The 13504-nt window shown below is 48.2% G+C and carries 11 protein-coding genes; all 11 read left to right on the forward strand.

Features of this window, described 5'->3' with window-relative positions:
• Positions 1–187 precede the first annotated feature (187 nt).
• The gene (locus AC4IFB_RS15300; RefSeq protein ID WP_490774807.1) at positions 188–979 is read left to right on the forward strand and encodes an ABC transporter permease; all 792 of its coding nucleotides are present in this window, start codon (positions 188–190) and stop codon (positions 977–979) included.
• Positions 976–2172 (forward strand): ABC transporter ATP-binding protein, encoded by a 1197-nt coding sequence (locus tag AC4IFB_RS15305; protein ID WP_490780605.1) that lies wholly within the window; start codon positions 976–978, stop codon positions 2170–2172. The genes AC4IFB_RS15300 and AC4IFB_RS15305 overlap by 4 nt, the downstream gene beginning before the upstream one ends.
• Before the next feature lie 102 nt (positions 2173–2274).
• Positions 2275–3207: a lysophospholipid acyltransferase family protein gene (locus tag AC4IFB_RS15310; RefSeq protein ID WP_490780606.1), complete on the forward strand. Its 933-nt coding sequence runs from the start codon at positions 2275–2277 to the stop codon at positions 3205–3207.
• Positions 3208–3311: 104 nt separating this feature from the next.
• On the forward strand, positions 3312–3722 hold the full coding sequence (locus tag AC4IFB_RS15315) for a hypothetical protein (RefSeq protein ID WP_490780607.1): 411 nt from the start codon (positions 3312–3314) through the stop codon (positions 3720–3722).
• A gap of 497 nt (positions 3723–4219) precedes the next feature.
• Positions 4220–5992, forward strand: coding sequence for a hypothetical protein (locus AC4IFB_RS15320; RefSeq protein ID WP_490780608.1), 1773 nt, complete (start codon positions 4220–4222; stop codon positions 5990–5992).
• 257 nt (positions 5993–6249) lie between these two features.
• Positions 6250–7152 carry a peptidylprolyl isomerase gene (locus AC4IFB_RS15325; protein ID WP_490780609.1) on the forward strand — a complete coding sequence of 301 codons (903 nt, stop codon included), beginning with the start codon at positions 6250–6252 and terminating at the stop codon, positions 7150–7152.
• 43 nt (positions 7153–7195) lie between these two features.
• Positions 7196–10186 (forward strand): glycosyltransferase, encoded by a 2991-nt coding sequence (locus tag AC4IFB_RS15330; protein WP_490780610.1) that lies wholly within the window; start codon positions 7196–7198, stop codon positions 10184–10186.
• Positions 10187–10191: 5 nt separating this feature from the next.
• Entirely contained in the window at positions 10192–10455 is a 264-nt protein-coding gene (locus tag AC4IFB_RS15335) for a hypothetical protein (protein WP_490774800.1), read from the forward strand.
• Between the two features lie 125 nt (positions 10456–10580).
• On the forward strand, positions 10581–11396 hold the full coding sequence (locus AC4IFB_RS15340) for a glycosyltransferase family 2 protein (protein ID WP_490780611.1): 816 nt from the start codon (positions 10581–10583) through the stop codon (positions 11394–11396).
• Positions 11397–11585: 189 nt separating this feature from the next.
• Positions 11586–11765: a hypothetical protein gene (locus AC4IFB_RS15345; protein WP_490780612.1), complete on the forward strand. Its 180-nt coding sequence runs from the start codon at positions 11586–11588 to the stop codon at positions 11763–11765.
• A gap of 182 nt (positions 11766–11947) precedes the next feature.
• The gene (locus AC4IFB_RS15350; RefSeq protein ID WP_490780613.1) at positions 11948–13477 is read left to right on the forward strand and encodes a flippase; all 1530 of its coding nucleotides are present in this window, start codon (positions 11948–11950) and stop codon (positions 13475–13477) included.
• Positions 13478–13504 lie beyond the last annotated feature (27 nt).

Genomic DNA, 13504 nt, shown 5'->3' on the forward strand with positions numbered 1-13504 from the left:
GCCCCACCCTACGCCAATACGGGTAGGGTGGGGCCATGCCCCACCAAGTTCAACTAGTGAGGGTGGTCGCTGAATACTATTTCAAAACCAGTCTAATGTTCAGAGTAGAAAGCTCTGGCTCGGCAAGGCGTGGCAAGTGATGTATCATGGAGCCCTGTTTTATACTGTGACTGGAAGCTGAAGGCGCTTGTTAAAAATCTATCTTGATCTCTACCATCATCGCCAAAGCGTTTTTCTGATGGTGCGGCGTGATACCCTGCTTAGAATTAAAGGTACACTGCTGGGGCCAATATGGTTGTTGGCCCAGCCGCTATTTCTGTTGCTGGTCTACAGTTTCGTTTTTTCCGGAATCCTCAAGATCAGCTTCCGGCCGGATGGCGGTAGTGGTGACTTTGCGCTCTATCTGTTTGCCGCTCTGATGCCATTCAGTGCCTTGCAGGATGGATTGCAGCGTGCCAGCAGCAGCCTTTCTGAAAATAGAGATCTACTGCTAAAGACGCAGATGCCGCCGATTGTATTTCCGGCAGTTGCCTCATTGGGAACCTTGATCCAAGAGGTGATAGGTCTGTTGATTCTTGTTTTCGCTGCCTGGGCTATGGGGTATCCTCCGGGCATTACACTGATTTTGCTTCCTTTATTGATTGGCATCAGGCTGCTGTTAACCTTTGCTCTGGCACCATTGGTCGCAATTCTATCGGTATTCATTAAGGATGTTGGCCAGATCTTGCCAATGATCATGATGGCGCTTTTTTTTACCACCCCGATCATCTATCCACTGGAGATGATCCCGTTAAGATTTCGCCCAATCATAGAGAGCAATCCCCTTACCTGGTTGGTTCAGGCTTATCGGTCAATTATTCTTGAACAGCAGTGGCCGGTTGATAATCTGGTGATTGTCGCTCTTGCCAGTCTGGTTATATTGGTTCTCTCTGGCGCTCTATTCTATCGTTTGCAGCATCGCGCAAAGGATTTCCTGTGATTGCCATCGAAGCAAACCAGCTATCGAAGCACTATCGGCAGTATGCCAAGCCAATCGATCTGTTTAAGGAGTGGCTGTTTCGCAAGCCCTTCCATACAGAAGTCAACGCCCTGGCTCCGATCGATCTCAGAATTGAAAAAGGCACAACCTTTGGTGTCATCGGTGACAATGGCGCCGGAAAATCCACCCTGCTGAAGCTTTTGGCGGGCACCCTTGAGCCTTCAAGTGGTAATTTACATATCGAAGGCAGGAAATCGGCAATATTAGAGCTTGGCTCAGGCTTCCACCCAGAATTCTCCGGTTTGGAAAATATACAGTTGGCCTGTTCTCTATTGGGTCTTTCTGCAGCGGAAACCGAACAGAGAACACCGGATATCATTGAGTTTTCTGAATTGGGTGATGCTATCCACAGGACAGTCAAAACCTATTCATCAGGCATGTTTGTGCGTCTTGCCTTCTCCGTGATCACCTCTATCGAGCCCGATGTGCTGATTGTTGATGAGGCGCTGTCGGTGGGGGATGCCCTGTTCCAGAAAAAAAGCATGGACAGAATGATGCGCTTCAGGGACGAAAGCCGTACGTTGGTGTTTTGTTCTCACAATCTCTATCAGGTCAAAGAGTTGTGTGAACAGGCTATCTGGCTTGAGAATGGCATGGTTATGGGGATGGGGGAGTCGGCCAAAGTGGTCGATGACTATCAGGATTCAGTCAGGCGCAGGCAAAAGGTTGGTAGCAGTCAAAGGGCCGCCCCGGATGCAGAGGCTGCGGGTGATGTCTATCTGAAGGAGGTTGTCTTGGAAGGGGGGATTGATACCCCTGAAGATGTACCGCTCTATCAGACAGGCGGTGCATTGACCATTCGAGTGGAAGCGGATATCGGTTCCCGGCCTCCTGAAGATGTGCATATTGGATTGGTATTGATTCGCAATGATGGGCTACAGGTTTATGGGGTATCGACCTTGATCGATCAACTTGGGCTCTATCAGATGCAGGGTAAAAACTATGGTGTTCGGTTGGTGTTCGATCCAATCAACCTTATGTCCGGTGATTATGCCCTGGAGGCCTGGTTGATCGATCAGAGTGGCCTGCATGTCTACGATTCACGCCCGGTTTGTTGTCAATTTCGAGTGCGTCATGAATCCAGCGAGGTTGGAATCGTTAAAATGAATCACCAATGGGAACCTATTGCCTGAGTGGCAATCATAGAAACATCATAATGGGTTCAAGTGTGAATATTACCGTTTTTCGAAATCGCAAGCTTGGTAAGATGAAACTGCGCCTCGTTGATTGGATTATTGAGGCTGCTTGAGATGGGTGGGCGATTCGATCATTGGGATCTAGGGCTGAAGTATGGCGCGCTTTTTCCTCTCTTGTCGCGCCTGCCTCGATATGCCTCCTATCGGTTTGCCAGCCTATACGGGAAAATTGAGTTTCGCCGGGATCAGGAGCTATCCACCCAGATTGCCCATCAGATGGGGCGGGCGATACCTGGGCTTGAAGATCAGATCTATAAGGATTGGACGCGCTATTTTTACGGCCTGCAGCAGCGTGAAATTCTCGATACCTGGTACTATCCGCGCCTGAAGAGTGCTGAGCAGGTAGGCGGTTTTATCGAAATGGAAAACTTCGAGCAGGTGTTGTCGTTTCGAAGGGAGGGTCGGCCTGTGATCTTCGCTGGGGCGCATCTGGGGCGTTTCTGGATGCTGGGAGTCACGGCTGCGGCTTACGGCGTACCAACAAGCGCGCTCGCGCGGGATGATGAAGGCAACAATACCTGGGGATTACCAGAGCCAGAGTTTGCCTATCGGAGATTGAAGTTATCCCGCTTGCGTGCCTGCTATAGAAGTGACTTCATAACACCGGGTGCCTCAAACATGCGGCCGTTACTACAGGCACTTAAAGAGCGGCCAATAGCGATCCTGCTCGACGTGCCCTACCACAAGGGAAGTCCCGGATTGGTACCGGTGCCGTTTTTTGGGCGAGAGGGCTATTTTCCCGAAGGCACCATTAAAATAGCAAAGCGGGCTGGTGCGGTGATTCAGCCATTTTGTGTTGATGAGCATCGTCAAGGGATTAAATTGAGATTTATGTCACCTGTTGAGGTTGAAGGCAGATCCAGTGAGGCGCTGCTTGCGATGCTGGTTGGAGATATTGAGCAGCGAATCAGACAAAACCCGGGAAGATGGTGGCAATGGCAGGCGCTACCGATGTATTGGGGAGAGGTTTGATGTCGTTGTTAATCTTCTATTGCTCAATTGATGGAATTGAGTCGATTGCGTAGAATTTGGTCGTTTTCAAATAATCAAAGCATTGAGTCAGGAGTTCAGATAGAGTGAGAAACTTTACTGTTATGGTGTTTATTTTAATGATCAGCGGCTGTGCTACTGATCCTGCGGTTCAGGCTTTGAATGATGAAGCTGAGGTGGCGAAGCGTGCTCAGGAGCGCTGGGTGCTATTGTTGGATGGGCGCTTGGAGACGGCCTATAACTACCTGGCAACAGGCTATCGTCAGGTAACGCCATACTCTCACTATGCAAAAAAGGTTAAAGGGGTTGGATTATGGAAATCTGCCCAGGTACAAGACGTTAAATGTAAAGAAGACGTCTGTAGTGCCGATATAGAGATTCAGATGGAAATTCACCATCCGTTGATGAGAGGGCCTGCGCGAACGGAAAGCGTGGTGAAAGAGCAGTGGGTTCGAGATCAGGAAGGAATTTGGGGTTTTCTTCCCACTGTTAATTGATGAAAACAAAAATGCATCTGTTGTTTTTATGATACATTATTGAGTAATTGCTGTAATTACAGTATGTTATGGTAAGTTATTCTTGGGTTGTCTATTATCTTGCATTAAAGCAAGTAGTTAACAGGAAATTTAACGTATTTAGACAACCTGGAGCAGGTGGGTGGTATTATTTTTGTGACAAATTTGGATATAAATAATTGTATAAAAAACAGTTGCTTAGGTCTTGGATTTGTAAATATGCAACATTTTTTTATTTTTTTGCTACAATTCCGCTTGTTAGCTTGAATATTTATGGTAGACTTCTGGCGTGAGATTGGACTTATGGGGCGTTTGTGGCCTGAGACTTTCTTCACAAAGGAATGATCATTCCCTTGAAAGGCCATGAATTTAAGGCGATAATTCCTCGCAAAGCGCCTGAACTCATGGCTTATAGCTGGCCGCATAACGGGCTCAGTTAGTTTTTTAGTGTTAACACGCAAGAAATAGGAGACACAACTGTGTTGAGAAAATCTAAGATCGCTGCAGCCATGCTGATGGCTACCGCTACAGCCGGAGTCAATGCGGCAAACATCAATTCTGATGGCGTCGGCCAAGTTGCCCTGCTGCCTTACTACAATGTAAACAACAACATTGTTACTAATATTAATATCACCAACACCACCAACCTTTATAAAGTGGTCAAGGTTCGTTTTCGCGAGTCCCGCATCTCTGCTGACGTGCTCGACTTTAACATCTATATGTCACCTTTCGACGTATGGAATGGCACCATCCGTGCAAGCGGTACTGTTGCTAACATCATCACTGAAGACGAGACTTGTACCTTCCCTGATAAAGCACTGATTCAGGCTGGCGTTAACTTCCGTAACATCTACGATGCGACCACCGACGAAGATCTGACCGAAGGTTATGTTGAGATCATCGAGATGGGCGTAATTGCTGACGGTACTGGTCCTGCTACTGACGGCGGCGAAACTGCTGAAATTCATGACGGACTTACTGCTGATGGCGCGATTGGCCTGACCGATCGTTCTATCCCAGCTGGTCTCCTTCATGATGCAAACGGCATGCCTGCTGACTGCTCTGTAGTAAGTGATGCTTGGACTGCTGGCGCCGCTGGTGTCAATGGTTTCACCCCTGGTTCAATGACTGCTACCGGTATCGCTGCTGACGCAGCCGTTGCTGACCCATATGAAGTTGGTGGCATCAATGCTGGCTTGGTATACACCGCAGCTGACCGTGGTGGCATCAACGCTTACGCTATCATGATCAATGTTGCTGATGGCGCTGCTTTTGTTGAGCAGGGCACTCACATCGACAACTATGCAACCGTTCCACAGCACTATCGTTCAAACGATGCATCCAACTACCTGTTGCCTTCACTGGCTTCTGGTGACGTTGCTAACGCAACCATGTTGAATGCGACTGCTACCGGCGTTAAAGATACGCTTGCTCTGCCTCTGGTAGAGTACGATACAGGTTCTGTAAACGACATCACTCCTAACCCATCAATCCCAATGGGCTCTAACCCATTCCCGGTTGCTGTGGCGCTGAGTGCTGATGCGATCTCTGCACCTTACTTCGTAGAAGCCAATATCAATGGCGGTACTGACATCGTTGCTACCTTCCCAATGCGTAAGCATGGTATCTACAATGGTGGCGTTCTGAGCAACCAGTTGGATGCCACAGTTGCTGCTTGTGCAGGTACTCTGAACGATATCGTCAGTGACGGTGCTGCGGTAGCAATTCCTAACGTTGGTACTACTGGTCAAGACTATCCTAACGATGGTGCTGGCGCATACTGTGCCAATGCAGGTTATGCTTCCAGTACTCCTGACGTTCAGGTCAGCCTGACCTACTACGACTACGAAGAAGGAACTGCTGCAGCTGCGGCTGGTAGTGATGACTTCTCTCCTGTACCGATCGACGCACCTACTGTCATCGCTCTGGAACGTGAAGTTAACGTGGTTTCTGTAAATGCCGCTACCGGTACCCCTGCATCTGTTCTGGGTACACCGGCTGCCAACGTTTTCAACTGGACTCTCGACGCTGGATTCGAGGCTGGTTGGGTAACCATCGGTATGGCTGCTACTTATGACTACAACACCGATGCTCGCATCGCTGCGATGACTGAGTTTGTTGGCGGTCTGAACGCAGACGGTCCTGGCGTATGGACTGGTGCTCCAGTTATCGGCTTCTCTGCGATGGCTGCAGATGTCGGTCCTGCTCAGATCGGTGAGACTGTTGACCTGATCCGTAGCGTAAATCGCTAAAATACAAATCGCTTAGGCGATCTTGTAGAGAGGCAGGCCTTCGGGCCTGCCTTTTTTTATGCTTAACAATGTGTGTCGGGTCTCTTTCTTCTTTATGAAAGCGAACTTTTTCTTTTGATTTGCGATCTATGTTCTGTGATCGAAAAAGAGAGAACATAGATGGCGAGCCTATGACAGTTGAAGTTGCTGTTCTGTATAATCCCTAACGATCACAGATTCATTAGAGTTTAATTATTTCGATATTTTGAGGTGTGGATATGCGACTGATTTTTGTTGGTCTGTTGTGTGCGTTGATGGCGCCGGTGCTTTTTGCTGAAGATGACGTGTTGATGTTTGGTGGTGATATCGAAGTAGAGAGAAGCGATCTGGATGCCTTGCTCTCTTCAGGGCCGCCGAAGGCCCGTGAAGATGTATTGAACAATAAAAAACAGATACTGCAGTTGTTGCGCCAAACCTATCTGATCAGGGCTCTGGCTGAAGAGTATGCAAAGCGTGGGCTTGCCGATGATAAACTGATGCAGGCAAAGTTGAGAAGACAGAGAGAGAGGTTGCTCTATCTGGAGCGACTCAAAGAGATCGACAATCAGCCTATTCCAGATTTTGAACAGGCTGCGAAGGAGCAATATCTCGGCAATCCCGATGCCTATATGATTCCGGAAAAAGTGAATGCAAAACATATCCTGATCTCTACCACCGATCGTCTGCCGGTCTACCACGAGCGACAAGAGGCGTTGGAGATTGCAAACAAAGTAAAAGCTGAGCTGGATGCGGGTAGCGTATTTGAGGATCTGGTGCCTATCTACTCTGAAGATACCTTATCAAAAAAGAATCAGGGCTCTCTGGGTGTGATCAAGAAAGACTCGATATCGAAACCTGTGGTTAAAGCCGCATTCGATTTGCGCAAACCAGGCGAGATCAGTGAAGTGGTTGAGAGTGAGTTTGGCTTTCATATTGTCAAGCTGGTTGATCGTTTTCCGCCACAAAAACAGACCTTTGAGCAGGTGAAATCAAATATTATCGATATTTTGAAGAAAGAGTATGTTCAAAAGAGGCGTGAGGCCTATTTTGATGAGCTGCTGGAACGCAATAACGCCAGCATCTATGAAGATCTGGTTGAAGAGTATATTGCAAAAGGCTTGAAAGATCTGCAAGCCGAGTGAAGACAGTTGCAGTATTTATGGATTCTGAGTGAGATGAAAACAGGTGGCTGAATACGACTTTAAACTCGATCTGAATGTTGAGAATAACTCTCACACACAGTTGATTCGGCGCATTCCGAAAGGCAGTCGTGTGCTTGAGTTAGGCTGTGCAACGGGTTACATGTCTGAATTTTTGCGCAGGGAGCGGGATTGTTACGTTGTCGGCGTAGAGTATGATCGCGCTATGGCACAAAAGGCGAAAGCCCATTGCGATCAGGTGATCGTAGGCGATGTGCAAAAAGATAACTGGTTGAAGTCTCTGGGTGACGAGAGATTCGATATCATCACCTGCGCCGATATTCTGGAACATCTCAGAGACCCAACAGGTTTACTCAAAAAGTTACCAAAACTTTTAAAAGAAGATGGACGCCTGATTGCCTCCCTACCTAACGGGGCCCATGCAGCACTACGTCTTGAGTTACTGGAGGGCCGGTTTACCTACGAAGATACAGGTCTTCTGGATCGAACTCATCTACACCTTTTCAACTACCACTCATTGCGGGAGCTCTTTGTCAGAAGTGGGTTTAGAGTTGATGAGCTCTCATATACCTTTCATGATATGGCAGACTCCGAGATTGAGCGTCGCCTCGAAAACCTGGGATTTAATCCTACAGAAAAAGGTTTGGCGTTATTCCATACCCCTGAAGCCGCAGCATTCCAATTTATAGTCACTGCGCAACCCGACAGTGATATTTCCATCGAAGATTTTCCTGTATTGACAGATAAGCCGATGGAATCCTCTATCGAAGTCTATCGTAATCTCTACGACCAACTTCACCAGGCTGGGGAGACAGCCGCCACGCGTCTGGCGATGGTTGAAGAGCGCGATCAACTGTTGCAACAGCAGAGAGAAGAGCTCACTGCCCTGATTGAAGTGCGTGATCAACTTTCGGCAGATCAACAGAGGTTGGCAAAGTCACTGGATGAGTCTCAGAACACGCTTACCAAAGAGCAGGCTGTAAATTCCGATCTCTCCCAGACATTGAAGATGAGTGAGCGAGCTGTTCGTGCCATGGGGCAGGAGAAAGCCCTGATAGAGAAGCAGTTGGCTCAACATAAACAGAGTCTGAAGGATGTGACCAGCAGTCGGGGATGGCGTGCCTATATGTCCCTGATGTTGCCGCTGCGTCTGCTGCGCAGATCAAAGCCGGCTATTGGGCAACTGATTAGAAACCCAAGCTTGTTATCGAACTGGATCAAAGAGGCAAAAGCACTCTATAAGGCGGGTGGCCTGACCGCAATTCGAGAGCGCGTGGTGAATCAGACCTCGCCAACCTATACCTACTCATTGTGGATCAAGGATGTCGAGCCGGTAGGTTTACCTAAACTGGATGCCATCGAAGCACTCAATGAAAGAGATGATCGACCGACTGTCTCAATAGTTATGCCTGTCTACAATGTTGAAGAGACCTGGCTGCGTGAGGCGATCGATTCAGTGCTGGCCCAGACCTATGATGATTGGGAACTCTGCATAGCGGATGATGCTTCAACAAAATCTCATGTAAAACGCGTTCTGAATGAGTATGAGACCCGATTCAAACGTATCAAGGTTGTCTACCGGGAGAAGAATGGCCATATATCTGCCGCTACCAACTCTGCATTAGAGCTGGCAACCGGTCAGTTCGTTGCTTTAATGGACCACGATGATGTTTTGGCGCCCCATGCGCTCTTCTTTGTTGCCCAGGAGATTATTCTTCACCCCGAGGCATCACTCTTCTACTCGGATGAGGATAAGTTGAATAGTGAAGGGGTTCGTTACGATCACTATTTCAAACCCGATTTCAATCCTGATCTGATGCGTTCACATAACATGATCTGCCACTTTGGTGTCTACAGACGATCATTGTTGGAGAAGATTGGCGGGGTTCGTGAGGGCTTCGAAGGAGCACAGGATTATGATCTGGCGCTACGCTGCCTGCGAGAGATAGAAGATCCCAGGGAAGGCGTTCGCCATATACCCTGGATTCTCTATCACTGGCGCGCTATCCCAGAGAGTACAGCATCTGGTGCTGAAGCGAAATCCTATGCGATGAAGGCTGCAATCGACGCAGTGAAAGATGACCTGGATGCCCGCAATATTGAGGCAAAGGTTGCCGAATCTGATCTGATCGATGGCATGATCAGAGTGCAGTATCCAGTACCTGAAAATCCACCTCTGGTGTCGATCATCATACCGACTAGAAATGGTGAGGCGCTGTTACGCCAGTGTGTAGATAGTATCCATGATCGAACTGAATATAAAAATTATGAGATTGTTGTCGTAGACAATCAAAGTGATGACCCGAAAACATTGCAATATCTCGCCCAGCTGGATAGCTCCGATAGCGTGAAAGTGGTGCGCTACGACCATCCTTTTAACTTCTCGGCAATCAATAATTTTGCAGTGAGAGAGTCGCAAGGCGAGCTGCTCTGTTTCATGAATGACGACATTGAGATTATCGCACCCGGATGGCTTGATGAGATGGTCAGTCAAGGGACTCGACCTGAAATCGGTGCAGTCGGTGCCCGTTTGTGGTATCCGGATGGCCGCCTGCAACATGGTGGGGTGGTGCTGGGGCTTGGTGGCGTTGCCGGACATGCGATGAAATACAGCTATCAAGGCAATCGCGGGTATATGGGACGCTCAGTGCTGGTGCAAAATTATACGGCAGTAACTGCTGCTTGCATGCTGGTGCGTAGAGCCGTGTTCGACGAGGTTGGCGGTTTTGATGAGTCGAACCTGGCGGTAGCATTCAATGATGTTGATATATGTATCCGCATCTATCAGCAGGGCTATAACAATCTCTGGTCGCCCTATGCGGAGTTTTATCACCATGAGTCTGCATCCCGTGGTGCAGAAGACACGCCTGAAAAACAGCAACGTTTTAGTCGCGAAGCAGAGTTTATGCTCAATAAGTGGGGGCCGTTACTTGAACGGGATCCTGCCTATAATCCGAACCTTACCCGCTGTGGTGAGGATTTTTCTCTGAATTGGAAAGGTGTCGAAGAGGTTTAAAAAATATGTCGGAAAAAAATGATATCGAAGAGTTTACTGCGCTGTCAGAACGCTTTATCAGCCTCGCCAACGAGATGAAAAGTGAAGGTAAACCGATACAAATGATCAATGCAGCTTTGATGTCAGCTTCGGCAACTTATGGCACCTATATCTTTGCAGGTAATGAAGGGTATTTAAAACCGGGCGGCGTAAAAAAATTAACTGATGCGTTTGCTAATCAGGTGAATAATATTCAACAGATTAAGAAAAAAGCAGCAGAGCAGAGCTAATATTTTTGCCAGGTCTGTGATACTTCAATAGCGCTGTACCACTGCGCTGATTCGTTTGTTCTGTTGAATGACCTCTGGCACAAGAATAAAAACGACACACAATAAGACACCAAACTACTCAGCCTATGAAACTGGTTATCTCCATCGTTTATTATGATAGTGGCCTGGATATACTCAGCGATACCCTCAGCAGTATCGTAGAGGCTCTGGGTTACACACTTCAGGAGAGGAGTGACCTTGAGGCTACGGTTGTTGTGGTCGATAACGGCGGCATACTGAATAAAGTAAAACGCCTGGTGGGACAAGTTGTCGGCAGTGGTCGATATCAATGGATGGTGATTGGTACTGGGGGCAATATTGGCTATGGTGCAGCCCACAATCTGGTGATACTCAATCAGGAGAGCGACTACCATCTCATTATCAATCCAGATGTTGAGGTGGTTAAGGATGCCTTTAGCGAAGCGCTGAACTATATGCAGCAGCATCCTGAAGTCGGTATGTTATCCCCCTATTCAGAAGATCCCGAAGGGCATAAACAGTATCTCTGCAAACGTTATCCAGCGGTTTTGGATCTGTTTTTGCGTGGCTTTGCGCCTCGTGCGGTCAAGCGTTACTTTTCAGATCGCATGCAGGAGTATGAGATGCGCTGCGAGATGAACCAGCATGCACTCAGTAAAGAGGCCATGGCCAGTGGTTGTTTCATGTTTGTCAGGCACAGTGTGCTTGATAAGGTGCGAGGATTCTCTCCTGACTTTTTTGTCTATTTCGAAGACTTCGATCTGTCCATAAGAATCGCCAGGCAATCGATCATTGCTTATGTCCCTGAAGTACGGATTGTGCATGGTGGTGGTAATGCTTCAAAGAAAGGGCTGAAACATATTCTGATGTTCGCCAAGTCAGCATTTGTTTTTTATCATATACATGGTTGGCGTTGGGCCTGAGTTTTTTGGTGGGGCATGGCCCCACCCTACGCCTAAACGGAGAGGTCGGGTGGGGCCATGCCCCACCGAGTAGTCAAGTGGATCAACTGGTGAGGGTGGTGGCAAGTTTCGAGGTGCCTGCAGAGGTCCGTTGGATACTGATTATATTCCTATGCCAATATCCGCTCTCCTTACAAGAGAGTTTTTTTGGTGGGGCATGGCCCCACCCTACGCCTAAACGGAGAGGTAGGGTGGGGCCATGCCCCACCGAGTGGTCAAGTCGCTCAACTGGTGAGGGTGGTGGCAAGTTTCAACGTGACTGCAGGGGGTGGTAATGTTACTCCTCAGGATGCAGCTGATGCGCTTCAGCCACTACTTGCTGATAGCTAGCTGGCTACTATCTAGTGTGCTGCACCACACTAGCTATTCATGGCATTTTGAAAATCCGGACACAGTTCGATAGCTCAAGATTTTATGAAATGCCACACCATCCGATTTACTTTGTATTGCCAGATCAGGCCAAATGGTGAAATTTGGTTCTTTGCAGGTGGTTGAACCATAATAGAGATCCGATGAACATTAGACAGAAAGAACTCACAAGTGGCAGTCGTCTGGCTAAAAATATCATCTGGAATCTTGTCAGCGTGCTGGTGCCTTTCCTGGTTGCCATTGTCACTATCCCCATTCTTATTGATGAGATCGGTAAAGAGCGATTTGGTTTGCTGGCGATCAGTTGGATGTTTGTTGGCTATTTCAGTCTTTTTGATTTTGGCCTGAGTCGTGCTCTGAGTGTATTGGTAGCCAAATATCTGGGTGAGGAGCGGGAGTCGGAAATCCCTGGATTGGTCTGGACAGCCCTGACTTTGATGGCAGTGCTGGGGGTGTTTGGGTTTGGGGTGATTCTTATACTCTCCCCCTGGTTGGTGGGAGAGGTACTCAATGTTCCTCCAGCGCTTAAAGAAGAGACACTCAATGCGTTTTATCTTTTGTCCGCGTCGATGCCGTTGGTAATTACAACGGTTGGATTGCGTGGTGTAGTCGCAGCCTATCAGCGCTTTGATCTGCTGACTGCAATCAGAATTCCGATGGGAATGTGGACCTTTCTTGGGCCGGTGGCAGTTCTACCCTTTTCAAACAGTCTCTATCCGATTGTGGCTGTTTTAGTGTTTGGCAGGATGTTGGCTACCATTGCCCATCTGATTCTCATGTTTCATGTCGTACCCGGCATCAGACAACACTATCTGTACGATAAGAAGCAGGTCAGGCCTCTGTTGGGTTTTGGGGGATGGATGACGGTCAGTAATATGGCGGTACCCCTGATGGTGTCAATGGACCGTTTTGTTATCGGTGCGGTGTTGACGGTTACTGCAGTTGCTTTCTATACGACACCTTATGAGATTGTTTCACGATTGCTGGTTATTCCCACCGCTGTTGTTGCGGTTCTGCTGCCTGCTCAGTCGACCACACTGGCGAGAGGGGGAGGGATGGATCGGCAACACTCGGCGCGACTGTTCGATAAAGGGCTCAGTTATATCTCCATTGCACTGTTTCCACTGATTATGGTGATTATCGCTTTCTCATTTGACGGACTGAATTTGTGGGTGGGGCAGGAGTTTGCTGAGAATGGCTATCTGGTGATGCAATGGCTGGGTGTTGGTGTGTTCTTCTATGGCATGTCACTGGTTCCATTTTCTCTGGTGCAATCAGCCGGCTATCCACAGTGGTCTGCCAAGCTACATTTGTTGGAGCTGCCCCTCTACCTGGCAGGACTCTGGTGGGCGCTATCTGAATTCGGTATTTTAGGTGCTGCAATAGTGTGGACAATCAGAGCCTTTGTAGATGCCTTGGCACTATACGTCATGGCCCTGTTACTGATTCCTGAGTGTCGTGCTTCTACAAAGCGGTTTGCCTTGGCACTGCTTGCTGCAGTCACTCTATTTTTACTCGCCGCTCAACTTGAAGCTTTTTACATTAAGGCGCTCTTCACCTCAGTTACACTGCTGTTGTTCAGTTTCATGGTTTGGCGCTATGTTTTCGAAAATAGTGAACGTGCCTGGGTTCTGCGTGCGTTGCATGTGGAGCGTGTGGAGCGGGCAGAGTGAAACTATTCTTCAGGCACAGACAGGCTG

Source organism: Candidatus Thiodiazotropha sp. AKIB8, assembly GCF_058244675.1.